The 19528-nt window shown below is 47.8% G+C and carries 12 protein-coding genes; 6 read left to right on the forward strand and 6 right to left on the reverse strand.

Annotated features, from left to right (window positions below; genetic code table 11):
• Window positions 1-5: 5 nt before the first annotated feature.
• Window positions 6-1499 carry an MACPF domain-containing protein gene (locus L6466_RS08840; protein ID WP_237796010.1) on the reverse strand — a complete coding sequence of 498 codons (1494 nt, stop codon included), beginning with the start codon at window positions 1497-1499 and terminating at the stop codon, window positions 6-8.
• Between the two features lie 308 nt (window positions 1500-1807).
• Entirely contained in the window at window positions 1808-2608 is an 801-nt protein-coding gene (locus tag L6466_RS08845; RefSeq protein WP_111898462.1) for a KilA-N domain-containing protein, read from the reverse strand.
• Window positions 2609-3492: 884 nt separating this feature from the next.
• Here L6466_RS08845 and L6466_RS08850 point away from each other — a divergent pair.
• From L6466_RS08850 to aat, 3 genes are read left to right on the forward strand one after another with little or no spacing between them, the layout of a single operon-like run.
• On the forward strand, window positions 3493-3795 hold the full coding sequence (locus tag L6466_RS08850; protein ID WP_237796008.1) for an ATP-dependent Clp protease adaptor ClpS: 303 nt from the start codon (window positions 3493-3495) through the stop codon (window positions 3793-3795).
• 8 nt (window positions 3796-3803) lie between these two features.
• Complete coding sequence (locus L6466_RS08855; protein WP_237803156.1) at window positions 3804-5990, forward strand: AAA family ATPase; 2187 nt, start codon at window positions 3804-3806, stop codon at window positions 5988-5990.
• A 60-nt stretch (window positions 5991-6050) separates the two neighbouring features.
• On the forward strand, window positions 6051-6719 hold the full coding sequence (gene aat, locus L6466_RS08860; RefSeq protein ID WP_237803154.1) for a leucyl/phenylalanyl-tRNA--protein transferase: 669 nt from the start codon (window positions 6051-6053) through the stop codon (window positions 6717-6719).
• On the opposite strand, the gene L6466_RS08865 is transcribed toward aat, so the two are convergent.
• Entirely contained in the window at window positions 6703-7593 is an 891-nt protein-coding gene (locus L6466_RS08865; protein ID WP_237803153.1) for a M48 family metallopeptidase, read from the reverse strand. The genes aat and L6466_RS08865 overlap by 17 nt on opposite strands.
• A gap of 156 nt (window positions 7594-7749) precedes the next feature.
• On the opposite strand from L6466_RS08865, the gene L6466_RS08870 reads away from it, so the two are divergent.
• Genes L6466_RS08870 through L6466_RS08880 form a run of 3 tightly spaced genes read left to right on the forward strand, consistent with a single transcriptional unit; the run spans window position 7750 to window position 11126 of the window.
• Window positions 7750-8817, forward strand: coding sequence for a mannose-1-phosphate guanylyltransferase (locus L6466_RS08870; RefSeq protein WP_237795983.1), 1068 nt, complete (start codon window positions 7750-7752; stop codon window positions 8815-8817).
• Window positions 8818-9909: a GDP-mannose 4,6-dehydratase gene (gmd, locus tag L6466_RS08875; protein ID WP_237803151.1), complete on the forward strand. Its 1092-nt coding sequence runs from the start codon at window positions 8818-8820 to the stop codon at window positions 9907-9909.
• A gap of 44 nt (window positions 9910-9953) precedes the next feature.
• A complete protein-coding gene (locus L6466_RS08880; protein ID WP_237803150.1) occupies window positions 9954-11126 on the forward strand; it encodes a GDP-L-fucose synthase family protein in 1173 nt (390 codons plus the stop codon).
• 36 nt (window positions 11127-11162) lie between these two features.
• Here L6466_RS08880 and L6466_RS08885 read toward each other — a convergent pair whose 3' ends face one another.
• The 3 genes from L6466_RS08885 to L6466_RS08895 all read right to left on the reverse strand — a co-directional run bounded on the left by L6466_RS08885 (window position 11163) and on the right by L6466_RS08895 (window position 19432).
• Window positions 11163-13889 carry a LamG-like jellyroll fold domain-containing protein gene (locus L6466_RS08885; RefSeq protein ID WP_237803149.1) on the reverse strand — a complete coding sequence of 909 codons (2727 nt, stop codon included), beginning with the start codon at window positions 13887-13889 and terminating at the stop codon, window positions 11163-11165.
• On the reverse strand, window positions 13889-17605 hold the full coding sequence (locus L6466_RS08890; protein WP_237803148.1) for a glycoside hydrolase family protein: 3717 nt from the start codon (window positions 17603-17605) through the stop codon (window positions 13889-13891). The genes L6466_RS08885 and L6466_RS08890 overlap by 1 nt, the downstream gene beginning before the upstream one ends.
• Window positions 17606-17686: 81 nt before the next feature.
• Window positions 17687-19432, reverse strand: coding sequence for a mechanosensitive ion channel family protein (locus tag L6466_RS08895; RefSeq protein ID WP_237803147.1), 1746 nt, complete (start codon window positions 19430-19432; stop codon window positions 17687-17689).
• Window positions 19433-19528 lie beyond the last annotated feature (96 nt).

Genomic DNA, 19528 nt, shown 5'->3' on the forward strand with positions numbered 1-19528 from the left:
TCTGGTTAATTCAACTGGTGGCTGTGGATATACGCCTTTACGGCACGCTGTACCTCGGCCCTTTTGGTCTCGTCGGGTATCAGTTTGTAGATGGGAATCAGGTCGTCGTCTTGTAGGTGGGCCAGCGAAAGGTCGCTCTTCTCTTCGCTTGACTGATTCCACCAATCGGCGATGCCTGCCGATGATACCTCAAACGTCAGAGGGAAACGAGCCAAGGCTGCCGCGAGCCGCTGAGTGTTGCCTCCATGACACTGAACGGCCAGCGCACCGCCCTTGGTGGCCTTGCTGTCGGTGATGCCCCAGAAGATGGGGTAATAGACTTCCATCATACGGCGGAACATACTTGCTGTGAAGCGGTCTTCATCACGGGTGTTGGCTTTCAGGCCAGAGCGGTAGAGCGAGAGGATGCTCAGTCCCATTGAGGCCTTCTTCAGCACGTGGGTGCCGAAGCGTTCCACGATGCGCTCAGCACTCTCCTCGGCCAATGCCCGCTTGAACTCGTCGGTCAGTATCCGCTCTAAATAGGCTTTGGAAAGATACATCGTCATGTTGAGTTGGTGTCGATAGACGATGTAGCGGTCAATATACATCAGAAACTTATAGTCATCGCCACGCTCCGATGCTTCCTTGAATAGTGGATTGTCCGTAAACGTGCCTGCGAAATAGACATCGCCCGGTTCGCCCTCCATGGTGAAGCCCTGAGCCACGCGCAGCCCATTGAGAAATCCCCAGGCATTGTCAACACCGCTCACCAGACTGCCCGTGCCGCTAAATGCGGCTATCTTCGGTTGGTCGCTCTCGTCGAATGTGCTGAGGTCTATCACATTCTCGCGCAGGCAGTCGTTGCTGAGATAGGCTCCCGTCACGTCGTACCCTGAACCCAGATAGACCTTGTTCGCAAGCGGCGCATCGGCCATGAGGTGTGTAGCCGTGGCTTCTTCTGGAATGGGAACTTCGTCAGAGAGGGTTAGGCCACCTTCGTCCACGACCAGCACGATTACCATGTCGCCGTTTTCTTCATTGGCTACGGTCTTATTGCCGAGTTGTGCGCCTATAACGTGGATGGCATTGCCGCCATACATCTCCTCGCCATTGCTGTTGTCGGTAATCTCAAAGGCAAACGTCAGACGGGCGGTTTTCCCGCCAACGATGATGGTCATCGTGGACGTTCCCGTCCCAATGCTCTTGTCTTCGTTGTATTTGATGTCCCGCTCGTCGGGCAGGTCGGCGTTGAACTTGATGTACATCACCCCATCCTCCCTCATGTTCCCTGTTGAGGCATATTGTCCTGACAGGTTGCCGTAGATTTTCAGTGAACTAAGCGTCTCTGTCTGGCTACAAAGATCGTTGCCGTCTGCATCTGTCAGCACCATCTTTACACCGTTGATTATCGCCGAGCGATGGGCGGGCTGATATTCTCTATTTTCTTCGCTATCACTGCTGCAAGAGGCGAGGGAGAAAGCAGCAAGCATTGCAAAGGCGAGTCTCCAAATCTTCATTGTTTTCATTTTCATTATAATTTTGATGTAATTGCTCTGTTTGATTAAACGCCGAAAGCCGGAAATCTTGCACTGTCGGGCGTTAAACTTTCCTAATCGCTGGACATAAAGATGGCGCGAGTCTGATTCTGTGCATTTGTTCCAAGGCATCGCCAAACGCCTACCTACTAATACAAGTCTCAGCTCGCGCCTAAACGCGAGCATCAACTTCTATCATCTCGTAGGTTAATATTTTGGCGAATTTTGGAACAAGAATCAAAAAGTCAACGCTTCTTATGTTGTTCTATGTTATATTCTATCCACTCATGTCATTTTAAGAGGTTTCTATTATCATCGTTCTCCAGCACACGCATCTGATTGATGGCTATCTGATTGAGGCGGACAAGGCGGTCGCCCTGTGGCACACCCTCATCAATGAGAACTGCATTGATGTTCTCCATATTTGCCAGACAAATAAGTTCGTTGATGGAAGCATAGTCACGAATGTTTCCTTTTAGTTCAGGATGGGCTTCACGCCACTGCTTGGCGGTCTGTCCGAACATGGCAACGTTCAGTACATCCGCTTCCTCTGCATAGATAATGCTTGCCTGTGCTGCCGTCACCTCTTCCGGAATCAGGTTTTGCTTGATGGCATCCGTGTGAATACGATAGTTAATCTTCGACAATTCACGCTTTGCCGTCCAGCCAAGTTGCTTCTGCTCCTCATCTTTCAGCCGTTGGAACTCACGTATCAGATAGACCTTGAACTCAGGGCTTATCCACATGGCAAATTCAAAGGCAATGTCCTTGTGGGCGTAGGTGCCACCATAACGTCCAGCCTTCGAGATAATACCGATGGCATTAGTCTTTTCTGTCCACTCTTTAGCACTGAGACGGAAACGGTTCAACCCTGCCTGAGATTTAATTATGTCGAATTCGGCACAATTAAAATTCGGATTCATCAACCGCTCCCATATTCCAAGGAACTCTATGGTGTTGCGGTTGCGCAGCCAGTTAGAAAAAAAGAACTCACCATCTTTCGCCTTCAACATATCTGTCAGGCTGATATAGTCATCTTCGTTCTGCTTTATGACCGTTATCTGCGTGTTCTGTACTGTTATCTTTGCCATATTGTCTGCTGTTTTTACAAACTTTGCGCTGCAAAGTTACAACTTTTCCACCAATTACAGATAACTTGCCATATTAAATAAGGTGAACACACCTATTTTTACTTCATTATTGCCTCAAAGTGTCACCTCAACCTTTCTTTTCCCGACCTTTTTAACCAATTTGTACCAAAGATTATCTGTCTGGTGACACATAAACATTGATACAATTGACAGCACATTTTTTGTGTCATTCGTTGACTTTGAATTATTAACCGACCTTGTCACACAGTTACTTAGCGCAACCGAGGTACAAGGTCGGTACAAATGCCCCCATTTTGATGATTTATCTTCTCTCTTTTGACTGGCTAAAAGTCTTGTCTTTGCTCACCAAAGTTGCCAATAGCTCAAAATGACTAAAATTCGTCTGTTAAATAATCTTAACGAATTGTTAAATCTTATATTGCTCTAATGATAGAAAAACTGCTTGCTTTGGCACCAGAAACGGCAAATTGCAAATTGCACTTTTTTGTACCTTTCAACTTCAGGGCATAATCGTTTCTACCTGTGTTACAGATACTTATAAAGTTCTCAAACACTTCCACATGAAACATTAAACATTAAACATTAAATATTAAACATAAAACATGAAACATTAAACATTAAATTATGACTCGAAATTTTGGGGTTAGAAAGAGAAACGTCGTTTCTCGATGAGCAACACGTCGTTTCTCCGTCAGAGATACGACGAAGTGGTTCGAGGGAAAAGATAAGAAATAATATCGAGATGACAGACAAGAAATGCATTTTTTCTTTCATAAAATAACGAACTATTTCAATAAAAAAGTGTATCTTTGCACCATGAGAACAATGAAACGTATGAACCAATGGCAATAAAGAAATAAGGTATGCCACAGGAACAATCGCAGATAAAGGAGAGGCAGCGCACAGACTTGCGCGAGCCGCAACGCTATAAGGTGACTATTCACAACGATGACTTCACACCAATGGACTTCGTGGTGAAGGTGCTGACACATGTTTTCTTCAAACAGCCTGCGGAAGCAGAGAAACTGATGCTTCAGGTGCATCACTCGGACAAGGCCGTGGTGGGTATCTATACCTATGACATCGCCGTGTCGAAAGTGAAGAGAGCCACGATGATGGCACGCAATGAGGGATTTCCCCTGAGGCTTACTTATGAACCGGATTAATCGATTTTATGGCAGATATCAAACTGACAGAAAGACTGAATGACCTTTTGCAGGAGTGTATAGAGCTCTGCAAAGAACGCCGATATGAATTTGTAACACCCGAGACAGTGCTCTACGAACTGCTCTCTGAGGACGTATTCTGCTCGGTGATAGACTTCTATTGTGATATTACAGAGCTGATGGACGAAGTGGAAAACAGGTTGGTAGAGACGGGATTCGTGCCCTACAACATAGAATACCAACTGATGCCGTCAGAGCAATACAATCAACTGATGGGAAAGGCGTCGCTACAGGTTATCTCAAGTAGTGCCGAGGCACTGGACATACCCCACGTTGTGGTGGCCATGCTGGAACTGGAAGAGTCGTGGGCAGCCTATCTGCTGAAGAAGCATCTGGGCGCCTGTGAGCCTGAATTCGTCAGCGATATCGTATCTTCCTATGAGGAGGCAAGTTTGATAGACGAGAACGAGGGTGAGGAGCGTACGGAGGAGGCTGCAGGATGGCGACGACTGGTGACGTGTATGAACGACGTGGTGGATCAGAAGAACCCGCTCATTGGCCGCGAGGCCGAGTTGGAGCGTACCATACAGGTACTCTGCCGTCGCGACAAGAACAATCCCCTGCATGTAGGCGAACCCGGTGTGGGTAAGACGGCGCTAATCTACGGACTGGCTGCCCGCATCAACGCAGGCAACGTGCCCGACAGGCTGAAAGGCAGCAGTATATATATGTTGGACCTGGGCACGATGTTGGCCGGCACACAGTATCGCGGCGACTTCGAGAAGCGCATCAAACAGGTGATGGACGGTGTGGCAGGCGAAGGCAAGAACAACATTGTTTACATCGATGAGATACACAACATGGTAGGTGCCGGTGCCGTGGGCGAGAGCAGTATGGATGCCTCAAACATGTTAAAACCATATCTGGAGCGAGGCGATTTAAGATTCATTGGTTCAACAACTTACGAAGAATACAACAAGTACTTATCCCGTTCCAAAGGACTGGTACGCCGTTTCCAGCAGATAGACATCTTGGAGCCCAGCATCGACGAAGCCGTGAACATTCTGATGCAACTGCGCCCCAGGTATGAAGAGTTCCACAAGGTGGTCTATGAAGACGAGGCCCTGCGCTATGCCGTAGAGGCCAGCGCGAAATATATCAATGACCGTTTCCTGCCAGACAAGGCCATCGACCTGATTGACGAGGCAGGAGCTACGCTTGAGGTAAGCGGTAAGAAGGAAGATGTAAAGGTCGTCACAAAGTCTCTGATTTCCGAGGTCTTGGCAAAGACCTGCAAGATAGATGTAACAACGAAAGAGGACGACAACGAGAAACTTTCAACTCTCAACTCTCACCTTTCAGCTCAAATCTACGGACAGGACGAGGCTATCCGTCAGGTAGTAGAGGCTGTGCAGATGTCGAAGGCAGGACTGCTGGACGACAATAAGCCCACGGCATCATTGCTATTCGTTGGTCCTACGGGCGTAGGAAAGACAGAGGTGGCACGTGTGCTGGCCAAGGAACTGGGCATCGAGTTGCTACGCTTTGACATGAGTGAATATACGGAAAAACACACTGTGGCAAAACTCATCGGTTCGCCTGCCGGCTACATTGGCTATGAGGACGGTGGACTACTCACAGATGCCATCCGCAAGACACCCCACTGTGTGCTACTGCTCGACGAGATTGAGAAGGCGCATCAGGATATCTACAACATTCTGTTGCAGGTGATGGACTACGCCCGTCTGACGGATAACAAGGGACGCAAGGCCGACTTCCGCAACGTGATTCTGATTATGACCTCAAACGCAGGCGCACAGTTTGCCGGACAGGCCAACATCGGTTTCACAGGAGGTATGAGTCGCGGTGAGGCGATGCTGAAACAGGTGAAGAAGACCTTCAAGCCCGAGTTCATCAACCGACTGAGCGGTACGGTGGTGTTCAACGATATGGACCACCATATGGCAGAGCTGATTCTCAAGAAGAAACTGCGCGAACTGCAGGAGAAGCTCACCGCCAAGAAGGTGACGCTGACGCTGAAGGACGAGACCTTCGCTGCCCTACTGAAAGAGGGATTCACAAAGGAATATGGCGCACGCGAGATGGACCGCGTCATCAATCAGCGTCTGAAGCCACAACTGATGCGCGAAATACTCTTCGGCTCACTCAAAGACGGAGGAGAAATCACAATTTAATTCTTCGCTCGGCTTCGCCGCTTGGCTCCGCCAAGAACTCTTAATTCTTAATTCAATAAGGTGGTTTACCAATTAGACGACGATTTGTGGTTTCCAGACCCACGCCTGGCCGATGAAGACGGTTGTCTGGCGGTGGGCGGCGACCTGAGTATAGACCGGCTGTTGCTGGCCTATCAGCACGGCATATTCCCCTGGTTCTCGTTTCGCGACAACAAAGAACCCGTATGGTACTGTCCGCACGAGCGCTTCGTCATCTTCCCAAATGAGATACACATCTCCCACTCTATGCGCACCTTATTAAATAAAAAGAAATATACCTTCACCCTGAACGAGGATTTTGAAGGTGTGATCCACAATTGCAGTAAGTTGCGCTACGAGGAAGAAGGTGCCTGGTTGGGCGAAGACATCATCAAGGCCTATACCGAACTGCATCGTCAGGGCTTTGCTGCCAGTGTGGAGGTATGGGAGGGTGGCGAAGACGATAACCATAACGGAAAGCGACTGGTAGGTGGTCTTTATGGTGTGAACATCGGATCGGCTTTCTTTGGCGAAAGCATGTTCTCACTGGTGCCAAGCGGTTCGAAACTGGCGCTGATACACCTGGCAAAGACTATGCAGGAACTGAACGGCAGCATCATTGACTGCCAACTAAAAACCGCCCATCTGGAATCGATGGGCGGCAGGTATATCAGCTACGATGAATATATGAAGCTTATTTCTTCTTGCTAGTTTTGCTAGTCTTACTAGTTTTGCTAGTCTTACTAGTTTTGCTAGTTTTGCTAGTTGTAGTCTTTTTGGGCACATAATATTTCAGAGCCTCGGGCATCCATCCCTGAATATCCTTGATGCGCTGCTCGTCAGAGGGGTGGTCACTAAACAGCCCCCCACCCTTGCCACTACTCTGAGCGGCCATACGCTGCCAGAAAGATGTTGCCACCTGAGGGTTGTAGCCCGCCATCGCGGCAAAAATGAGTCCCATGTGGTCTGCTTCACTTTCCTGCTTACGAGAGAAACCTGAGGTCCACAGTGCACCACCCAGTTGCTGGCCCAAAGAGATAAGTGCCTGCGTCTTCTCGCTGACGCCTGCACCTTGAACCACAGCACCAAGGATGGCAGTACCATACTGGTTCTTGTACTCATTACTCAGACGCTCAGCCGAGTGTTTTGCTACAGCATGGGCAATCTCATGACCCAGCACGATAGCCAGCGAAGCCTCGTCCTGAGTAACAGGCAGCAAGCCCTCGTATACCACAATCTTACCACCAGGCATACACCAGGCATTCACCTGTTTGTCCTGCACGAGATTAAACTCCCAGGCATAGTTCTGCGTCTCAGCACTCAGGCCATTGCTGTTAAGATAGGACGTCACAGCATTAGCCAGATTCTGTCCAACACGCTTTACCAGCGCTGTGTTGGTAGCATTCGTTGATGCCTTAGCACTCTGCATATACTGCTGATACTGCTGGGTAGAGAGACTCAGCACCTCACCATCACTAACCAACAAAGTCTGCTTACGTCCCGTAATGGGTACGGTAGATGTGGTGCCACAACTCACCAGGATAGTTGCCACCAGCGACATGAATACGATTTTTATTGCTTTCATAATTTTTAGGTTATAAATTTCAGGACGCAAAGGTACGAAAAATAATTGAAATAGGAAATTGAGCGTTACAATTTTTCCTTTTTTACTTGCAAGTATCACTCTTTTTCCGTAATTTTGCAACTTCATAAAATAGTAGTCGAAAAAAAAGTAGTTGTTATGGCACAAAAGAATAATCACCTTGTTATCATGGCCGGAGGTGTTGGTAGCCGTTTCTGGCCTATGAGCACTGCAGAAAAGCCAAAGCAGTTTATTGATGTATTGGGAGTGGGAAAGACATTATTGCAACTCACCGTAGAACGCTTTAACAAACTGGTTTCACCTGAGAATATCTGGGTAGTCACGAATCAGAAATATGTAGACATCGTTCGTGAGCAACTGCCAGAGATGCCAGCAGGAAATATTCTATGCGAGCCATGCCGCAGAAATACTGCACCCTGTATTGCCTACGTTTCCTGGCGTATTAAGTCAAAAGACCCCAAGGCCAATATTGTGGTAACCCCCAGCGATCATATCGTGATGAACGTACAGGAGTTTCAGCGTGTCATCACAGAGTGTATGAACTTCACCGCCGAGAGCGATGCCATCGTGACACTGGGCATGAAGCCTACACGTCCTGAGACGGGCTACGGTTATATTCAGGCCGACCTTTCAGCCTCATCATTGAGAAACAAGGGCATCTTCCGTGTGGACTCTTTCCGCGAGAAGCCCGATTTGAAGACCGCTGAGCAGTATATCAAGAAGAACTACTATTTCTGGAATGCGGGTATCTTTATCTGGAACGTATCGACAATTGTCAATGCTTTCCGTATCTATCAGCCCAAGATGAACAAGATTTTCGAGCAGATGCTGCCCATCTACGGCACACCACAGGAGCAGGAGATGATCAACGAGAAGTTCCCCCAGTGCGAGAATATCTCTGTGGACTATGCCATCATGGAGAAGGCTGAGGAAATCTTTGTTTGTCCTGCCGACTTCGGATGGAGCGACCTGGGCACATGGGGCTCACTGCAGACACAGTCGAAGCGCGACATCTACGGCAATGCCCTCATTGGCGAGAATATCAGCGTCTTTGATACCCACAACTGTATGATTCACACCACACAGGAAAAGAAAGTGGTTGTACAAGGACTGGACGGCTATATCGTAGCAGAGAATAACGACACGCTGCTTATCTGTAAACTGTCAGAGGAACAGCGTATTAAGCAATTCAGTGGAGAAAACTAAATGAAGAATATCGCACTAATCACTGGCATCACTGGCCAGGACGGCTCTTACCTGGCAGAATTCCTGCTGGAGAAGGGATATGAGGTGCATGGTACCATACGCCGTTCGTCAGTTGACTACCGCGAACGCATTGCCCATCTGGAGGGAAAGCCCAATTTCCACCTGCATTATGCCGACCTGGGCGACTCGATGAGTATTCTGGGCGTTATCGGCAAGGTGAGACCCACAGAGATATACAATCTGGCAGCACAGAGTCATGTACAGGTATCATTTGACTCACCAGAGTTTACTGCTGACGTGGATGCCGTTGGTGTGCTCCGCATACTGGAGGCTGTGCGCCAGTTGGGACTGAAGGACCAGTGCCGTATCTATCAGGCATCTACCTCTGAGCTCTATGGAAAAGTAGAAGAGGTGCCCCAGAACGAGGAAACGCCCTTCCACCCCTACTCTCCCTATGCCGTTGCCAAGCAATACGGTTTCTGGATTGTGAAGGAATACCGTGAGGCTTACGATATGTACTGCTGCTCAGGTATTCTGTTTAATCATGAGAGTGAGCGTCGCGGTGAAACCTTTGTGACACGTAAGATTACGCTGGCTGCAGCCCGTATCAAGCAGGGCAAGCAGGACAAGTTATATCTTGGTAACCTGGGCAGTCTGCGCGACTGGGGCTATGCAAAGGATTACGTAGAGTGTATGTGGCTCATCCTGCAACAGGAGAAACCGGAAGACTTTGTCATTGCTACCGGTGTGCAACACTCCGTACGCGAATTCTGCTACTATGCCTTCAAGCACGTTGGCATCGAACTGGAATTTGTTGGCGAGGGTGCTAACGAGAAAGGTATCGACAAAGCAACAGGAAGAGTACTCATTGAGGTATCACCCGACTTCTACCGTCCTACCGATGTGGTCAACCTGTGGGGCGACCCCTCGAAGGCAAAGGCCAAGTTGGGATGGAACCCCAATAAAACCTCGTTTGAGGAACTGATAAAGATTATGGTGGACAGCGATATGGCTAAGGTTGCTGCCGACGGTGCTGCCGCCAAGGTTCGTACCAATCTGGAAGAATATCTGGAGAAAGGTATCGTGAAATAATTGAGAATTGAGAATTGATAATTGATAATTGACAATTAGGAATTGTGTTAGATAAAAACGCGAAAATATATGTAGCGGGGCATCACGGACTTGTGGGCTCCGCTATTTGGAATAACCTGTTGCAGAGAGGTTATACAAACCTGGTGGGCAGAAGTCACAAGGAACTGGATCTGACAGACCAGGTGGCCGTACACCAGTTCTTTGATGAGGAGAAGCCTGATGCGGTGGTGCTGGCAGCTGCCTTTGTGGGTGGAATCATGGCCAACAGCCTGTATCGTGCTGACTTCATCATGCAGAACATGATGATGCAATGCAACGTGATTGGCGAGGCCTATAAGCACGGCGTGCAGCGACTGCTGTTTCTAGGCTCTACCTGTATCTATCCCAAGAATGCACCTCAGCCTATGACGGAGGATTGTCTGCTGACGTCGCCTCTGGAATATACCAACGAGGAATATGCCATTGCGAAAATAGCAGGCCTGAAGATGTGCGAAAGTTACAACCTGCAATACGGAACCAACTATATCGCTGTGATGCCCACCAACCTGTATGGCCCCAATGATAATTTCCATCTGGAGAATAGTCATGTGATGCCAGCCATGATGCGCAAGGTATACCTGGCCAAGTTGATTCACGATGGCGAGTGGGACAAGATTGCCATTGACCTCAACAAACGTCCTGTAGAGGGCGTAGATGGGTCATCATCACACGACGATATACTGAACATCTTGTCGAAGTATGGTATTGAAGACAATAAGGTGACCCTTTGGGGTACTGGTACACCCCTGCGCGAATTTCTGTGGAGTGAAGATATGGCGGATGCCAGCGTACACGTGCTGCTGAACGTAGACTTCAGTGATGTGATTGGCATTGAGAAATACTCCAGCGTGCACTATGGTGCCAAGACCGATGGCGCCGTAGACCGTAACCATTCGGCTGGCCGCGGTGGAGCCATCCCCTCATTAGGCGAGATACGCAACTGTCATATCAACGTAGGTACAGGTAAGGAGCTGACCATTCGCGAACTATCAGAACTGGTTGCTAAAGCTGTAGGCTTTGAAGGTACTATCGAGTTTGACAGTACAAAACCCGACGGCACAATGCGTAAACTGATTGATGTATCCAAGTTGCACCGATTAGGTTGGACACACAAGGTTGAGATTGATGAAGGAGTGAAGAAACTCTTTGAGTGGTACAAACTATCGTTGGAGAAATAAAGAAAGAGGATGCTTCGGCATCCTCTTTCTGTTTTATTACTTCATCAAGATCTTCCTGCTGTCAATGATATTAATGCCCTGTTGGGGTCGGTCAATCCGTTTACCATCAATCGTATAGATTGGTTTACTGACGACGTCGGAATTCTCAACAGACTGGATGTTGGTATAGGTACCGTCCTTCACAGCCTTCACCTCGTCAGCACTAAGGGCGTAGTTGAATATGCGCACATCATCATAATTAGCCGAGATATTGGGGTCTGCCGTATACTGACTGCGTCCCAGATAATTCAATACCGGACGGATATCGCTGGGCTTAATGGTGATACCTGTAGTAGAAGCAACCTCTGTACCATCAACATAGATTGCAGTCTTATCCTTACCCATCGTCACCACAACATGCTTCCACAGATAGCTTGACAACTTCGAAGGACAGTCGAGAATCTGTTCATCACCTCCGTTCTTAATGGCGAAGCGCATCTTAGAGGTACCGCTATTGGGTGTCAGGAACAGATAATGGTCCTCGTCATTACCGAAATCGAAGATACGCTGCCACTGAGTAGTAGATGTGTTCCACTTAACCCACATAGCAACAGAGAGTTCATCACTATCAGCAACACGATAAGGCAACTGAACGAACTGGGCAGTCAGCGACAAGGACTTATCGCCCACCTTATGGTCAGCCACATACTTAGGCGTAGAAGGTGAAGCCATATCCAGCATATTCTGCGTGTCGTCATTGAGATTATCCTCGAAATCCCAACGGGCAATCATCGTAGGCTGACTCAGCGGAGCAGCCTCAACGACATCAGAAGCCTCAGATATATTCTGCGAACGGTCTATCGCCTTTACCTTATATATATAAGAGGTATTAGGACGACAGGTATTGTCTACGAAATAAGTCTCCGTGAGCTGACGGGCGATGGTGTTCCAGTCGTCAGTACCCTTTGGCGCACGCACCACCATATAGCCTTCCACATCCGTTTCTGTATTAGCCGTCCATGAGAGACGAACAGAGGCCGACTGCGACTCAGCCAGCAAGCCAGCAGGCTTTGCAGGAGCAACCGTCTCGTAAGTTACGTCCACGGGAACGAAACGGAACAGCATACGATCACGATTAGTGCCTGTAAGTTCTGGGGTCTGTATAATCTTGGCCATTGTACTAGTGCCTGCCGATGCCAGATAGAGTGCACTCTCACGGTTACGAATCAAGTAATAGCCATTGCCGTCATACTCCAGATACCACTGTTCGTTGCTGGTAGGACCATTCTGCGTCCACGCCAGGATATCAGCCTGACTCTTGGAATAATCCTTCACATTCATGCGAATATTGGCATTATCCACCGACTCGATATTATAGAAGCTATAATCACCACCAATGCGAGAACTACAAGGTTTCACCGTCCACTGCTGTTTCTTGGAACCCGTGTACCTTGACTGCTTAATCACATCACCACTGGAAGTATAGCTTACGACATTACCAGTAGCACCCGAAACCTTGTTCAACAGTTTATAAGTACCGTTAATCTCAGAAGGAGGCACGTCCTCGCCCCACGTCACATTGATTACACGCTCACCGTTGGTCTGTCCTGTCTGATAGCCCGTACCACCAGGCATCTCCATCACGAACTCGTGTACAGGACCATAACCATCATAATAGACATCACGCTCAGTAGAGACAAACTGATAAGTGGTGGTCTTAGCCTGACGTTCACTGGAGCCAACAAAAGCCTTTACGCGTCCGTCATCATGACGATAAACGCTGGCCGCCGTCCAATTGTTGCGGTGCTCACCATAAGCCAGACGCACACCATTGCGACTTATATCGCAGAACTCACCACGCGCACGACTGTCGAAGCCCCACCAGATGCCGACAGTCATGCCGTATTCCAGACCAACCATAGCCTCAACAACATTGTGCATCTCGTCATCGAAACCCACCTTTTCAGCGTTTTTCAGTTGCTGATAGAAGTTAGCGAAATTAGCGAACGAGCCCGCCAACTGATGGGTATTTCCCCAGTCGTAATACTGTTTGCCAGCATTAAACCAGTTCCATGCGTTGTCATTATTCAGCGTGTTGGCACCAGCGATGACGATGCCATTCATCGAATCATAGCTTTTCAGTAACTTTGCCACATTAGCCTCATCCCCTGCATTTCCCTGTATTTCACCCGCAAGGTTCTTTTCCCAAGCGTTATCAGGCTCATTAAACGGCGACACACCAACTATCGGATGACTAGTATTCGTCTTCATCCAAAGCACGTGAGCCTCAATGCACTTAGCCCAATGTTCTACATCAACACTCTTATCTTCAGCTGTATAGTAAGTATTGATATACGGTCCTGTATGACCATTGGGCATATAACCGTTGTCACAGTTGATAACCAATGGCAGGGTTCTGCCCACCACATTATCAAATACATTCGAACGCGAACGTAGTCCTTCTATCTGGTCTGATGTCAACTGATTACCATCTTTCAGCGCATTCAGCACACGGAATGATGTACGACCGATGCCGACATTCTCCTTACCCATGTGGTTGACGCCCTTACGCAAATTTGACTCATTATTCCAAGCCAGATCCAAGCCCCAGGTTGGCTGGAATCGCTTGCCCTCAGCCGAGATGGCAAAAGGTAAGGACACATCAGCCTTTTTCTGGGCATGCAGATAGAGACTTGACGAAGAGCGCACAGGCTCTTGCGCGAAAGCGGTGGCAGCACCCAGTGCAGCCACCACAAACAGGATATATTTTTTTTGATTCATCATCACTTTATGATTGTCTTATACATACGTCCACCAACGACCTTGATATAAAGGCCTGGCCTCAATGACTCACGCTGCATGCTGCGTCCATCAAGCGTGTAAACGCCATCAGCAAACATACGGTTGTCTACGACGGTATTAATTCCGGTGAGTTGGTTGTTCTTTACTTTCTCCTCCTCAGTAACACCACTGATAGCCATTGTCTCACCCGTCCAGTCGGTCAGCACAGGGATAGCCTCACTATTGAGATCCGTGAAAGGACGCATATAGCCGTCGTAGTTTTTCACTTTCGTACGATTTGCAGAAGTAATCTTCTCGAAAGCGCCATCGTTGACAAAGTAATAATTAAGAGGCATACGAGCACTTGCAATCAGATAGCCACGCAGATTGCCAGGACCGTTCTGTGTCATGGCCACTGCATCGCCATACTCCAGGAAGAGCGCCTCAGTATCTGAAGAACGGTAGATAAAAGGAACGCCAGCCTCTGTCTCGTCGATCTCCTCAAGACACAGTTGGGTATAGTCTGCATTGATACCCACAATTTTGTAGCATTCAAGCGTTTCGGAAGCGCGAACAGCATAAGGCAGACAGATACAACCAAACTGATTGGGCACTACCGTTTGCTTATAGAGCGGCGTAAAACGGAGTGCGAAATCTGTTGCACACCACCACCCCTCGCGCTTATCGTTAGACTGACCTGACGTTTTTCCGTACTGCAGCCAGCCATTGGCAACAGAGCCCTTCTTAGTACCCTCGAAACCAACGGTAAACGTACTATTATCGTTGAGGTAGATAGGAGCCGTGTAAAGCGTACTCCAGCGTTTGGCAACAGGCATATTCAGATCCAGATAGTCGGCTGTAAGGTTTTGTGTATTCTCCTTTACGGTACCATCTGTAATATAACCATGCTGGTCTGAAAGACAGTAATGCTCTGTAGAAGCCTTACACTCAAGTGCATACAGACCATGCATAGGAGTTGTGCCTGGGAATGTCAAATCCTGCGAGATAGCCATCGACTGTGTCTCGTTGTCGGCATCGATACCTGACCACCACGCATTCCAGCAGGTGACGCCATCATGAGTAGCCAGACGCTGATCACCACCTTGATAAGAACCAGTCTTAAACGTCCATCCAGTATTCAACGAGAAATTGGGATTCTCAATCTTATCCTTCACCTGTTTGTAAGGCAGATAGTCGAACACAGCCTCCTCCAAGTCAGCATAGCACATGACAACAGATTCTATTGTCTTAGCTTTCTTGGCAGCATTAAGAATCAATTCCAAACTCTCATAACCATGTAACTTCAGCGCAACCAGTTTCTCAGCATATGCAACCAACGTACCATCGTTCAGATAACGATACGCCTGGAGGGCATCTTCCATTGCCTTTGCCAGCGTCTGAAGAGCCTCTGCATCAGTAGTAGTAACACCCGTGGAAATACGTGTCAAGTCCTCGTTTAGATAGTTGTACTTTGTATTGTAGTCCTTGAATGCCTCAGCCGTGATACGCGCTTTGGCAATACCATCAGCAATAGCCGAGTCTCGTGTAGAGAACAACTGGCAAAGCATCATCTGATCAACTTGCGCCTTAGAAGCCAGATTAAACAGACGTACACGTGCCTGCGTATTGGACTTACTATTGAAACTGGCAAACTGCGTCAGCCACTTATCCGTTGTATTATTAATAAACAAAGGTGATGCCGCAGGAGCTGCCATACCCTCCTCGCTCAAGCCCAACTTACAATCATAGCCCGAAGGCATGTTGCAAGAGGCTACTGAGAAATAATAATTCGTGTTGGGCAGGATCGTAAACACCGTATGCAGAGCCATCTCACTTGTCAGGTTGCCATTGCCGTAAGCCTGCAGATAAGCACCATCATCATTTCCACCCTCAGGAATCACCTGGAAATAAGGTGCCGAGAGCGTGTTGCCTTTTCCGTCGAGCCAACCATAGAAGCCCATATCAAAACTGCCATTCACCATGATGTTACCACCCAGATATCTTGTCTGTCCGTCAATCTCTATGGCATCACCAGTCTGCAGCTCATCACTTGTTGCCATCAAGGTAGTAGACTTTCGATCCTGGTTGTTGGCATCCTTGACGACAATCTGATACTGATAGCCAATCATGGCAGCAGAGTCGGTAAACGTATAACTTGCAGCATCCTCTTGAATAGCGACATTACACAATACCTCCCATGCCTTACCGCTACCAGCCTTTCGCATAATAGACATACTGCTGTTCATTTCGCCATTCTTATCATCCCATTTCAGGACGGCCAGTCCCTTCTTATTATCATATTCCACAGAGAAATTGGAAGGGGCATACTGTTTAGGTGTCTTAGGCACAAAATCATATTTACCATTATAAGCCATCGGCGCCTTCATTGCAGCATAGTACTCACCAGCAGGTGTCAGTCCGCCATCATAGAGACGGGATATCGGAGCCTCACCATTCCAGTAATAATAGCGCTCCACATAATCCCAATTATTCAGATTCGTACAGATACGTTCCAATGCTCCCTTCACCTGTGACTGGGTGACACCATCAGCGAAAGCACCATTATGATTCCAGGAGGCACCCCAGCACCATTCAGAAATCCAGATAGGACGCTTATACTTGTCCGACCAATAGTGCATATTACCGAAGCTGCCCTCAGCCCAGTAGCAGTGCAGGTCAATAATATCGCAACGCCAGCCGCGAGCATCAATAGAATCCAAGAACTCTGCCAGGAATCCCGTAGCATTCCAATAGTCGCTACCATCCCAAGAAGCCGGTGAGCAGAGGCGCATACCCGTACGCATCATGTTCTCCCAGTTGTTGAGGATTGTATTCAGATCCTGCGGATGGTCATCAGACGTATTCCTAGGTTCATTATTATTCTTTGAATGAGGCGACCATGTAGCTTTGCCAATAGCACGAGAAGAGGGATAGTCCTCATAGATATGGTTGGGTACACACTCATAATCGGGTGCCATATTATGTCCCTCGCTCCAAGTATAACTACTCTGTACATCCAGGGCAGCCATGGTGGTGGTGTTCAAATCATTGGCCAACTGTTTCTTGCCAGCGTCATACCATTTAAACACACGATACGAAGAAATACTGTTGTCCATGAGCGCAGGCAGTGAAGCCATCTCCAAATCCTTGTCAGCAGCAATAAAACAACGGCTATAACCGCGTCCGCCTGCTTTCAGTGAAAAAGTCACCATATAGCCACGCTTCAGTTTAAACGAACGGATACGGTTGTTCAACTTTGCATCCGTCAGCGTGTTCATATAACCATCGGAATGCTCTAATCCGAAGTCATTGCACGACTCGCCCTCGAAATTCTTCTCAGAATAGACGGTGAGCGGCTTGAAATTATCACCGCCGGCATATGGCAGGATGATACAACCATAATTATAGAACTTTATCTGACAGTTGGAGTTGTTGGCAGCCTTCACACCGTTGATCTGAACATATTTCAACCACGAAGTCACTTTCGATGGTTTAATATTTTCAAGAATCAGCACAGCATGCTCTGTATTCGTGATATTAATCAAGCCATCACCGGCAAAAGGTGCATCGCCCGTGATGATGTAATCCACATCATCGCTAAGAGTGACTGTCGTTGTGACCTGTGTTATTGTTGTCTTTGTATTGGCAGCCATGATATTTCCTTGAGCAGCAAACAGCATAGCAGCAAACAGCAATAGAGAAGAAAGTTTTCTTTTCATCTTATAATATTTTTAGTTAGCAATCGAGTATTCGTCTGCAAAGATAATTGAATTCTGTCAAACTTCAAAATAAATTAAAATTTATTTGTCACTCTTGGGAATTTGCAACTCCAGATTATCTCTGTGGGCAAAGATATGGGGTGACATAATCTCAACACCAGCCTCATGGAAATGATCCAGAATATTCTGGTGCAACTCCGAATAGATATCCGACAAGAGTTCAGAATGGTGGGTATAGGCATTAATCTCATATTCCACGTAGAAATCATCCAATGACGTGACACGCACGAAGGGCAAAGGCTTCTGTAGAAGATGCTTGGTAGCCTTTGCCGATGCCAATAACAGGTTCTCTATCAGTTCGTGCTTCATGTCATAACCAATCGTCACCTTAGTATGTACAATGATACCATAATTAGCCGCGGCAAAGGTATAGTTAGAGGTCTGCGCGCTCATCAGGTTCGAATTAGGGATAGTAAGCACCTCGTTCTTACGTGTTCTGACACGCGTTACCAGAGCTGTCTTCTCGATGACAAAGCCCTCCACATCACCAAAGCGGATGAAATCGCCCTCGCGGAACGGGCGCATATAGGTCATCACCAGTCCTGCCATCACATTACCCACGATAGAAGTAGAACCCAGTGAAACGATGATGCCAATAAAGACAGAGACACCCTGAAATACTTCAGAATCAGAACTGGGCAACAAGGGCCATATCATGACAAACATGAACGAATAGAGCAAGATACGCAGGATGAGATAGGTTGGCTGTGCCCAGTCGGCATAAAATCCTGTAATCTTCAGATTCCCCGATGCCACCTCACTGGACAGATAGCGGATTGCCTTCACCAGGTAGCGGAAACATACGATGATGACAATAATCTTAAAAAGGTTGGGCATATAGCCCATCACAGACCCCACGATATCGACCAGCGGGTCCCAAATATATCCTAATATTGTAAAGGTGAACGTCTTAGTCTCCGGGAATACAGAGAAGAGCAGGGGCACACTGACAAGCAACTGCATCAGGATGACGAAGAAGCGCAGCATACGGAAGAAGAACAGGAAGATGATGCCACGCCTACGGACGTTCAGCACCTCATAATCCCTGATTCTCAAAGGGATATCCCATCGCATCACACGTCGCATCAGACGATAGCGCCATCTGCGGTAGAACCACAACGTCACCTTGATGAGCAACCATTGCACCACGATGATGACAGCCACCCACAACAAGCCACGCAATTTCTGGCGCAACCCATACTCCTCATGAATCTCCAGAATCTTGGCCTTGATAACCTCCGCATATTGCGCGGCCAGTTCCTGACGGGTTGTATTCTGCCACAGCGCATCAATATCCGTCACACTGAGTATCACCTCATTGCCTGCCATGATATCGCTGAAGAAATCGCTCTCATAGACATAGACTGAGTCGGCAAACATCGTCAGGCGACGCCCCTGCGAGAGGATAGCTTCATAAGCCTGTTCTACGCGTTTCTCAGGATACACCCCACCCTTGCGCGCATAGAGCACCAACAGCGTGTCGCCGTCAATCACCAAGGGCGAACCTGGCGTTATCGTACGCAGAGAGTCCACACGCGCCTTTCGTTCGGCTGCTCTCAAGGAGTCGCTACGTCCCGTCTCGGACAACTGTTCCTGCATCATGATACGCTGCAACTGCAGTTCCTGTACCTGATTACGCAACACCTGTATCAACGAGTCACTTTCCGAAGTCACGGAGTCAACGGCAAAATCTGATTGAGCCGATATGCCAGAACAGACGAAAAGAACAAAACAGGTTAATAGAATTTTATAGAAATAGGTTCTCATAATCATCAATATCTAACAAATATCACTGCAAATATAAGAAAAAACTATCATATTACGAAAAAAGTTAGCGAAAAATTTGCAGATTATCAGAAAAAC

Origin of the sequence: Prevotella communis, assembly GCF_022024175.1 — a bacterium.
GTDB classification, from domain to species: domain Bacteria; phylum Bacteroidota; class Bacteroidia; order Bacteroidales; family Bacteroidaceae; genus Prevotella; species Prevotella communis.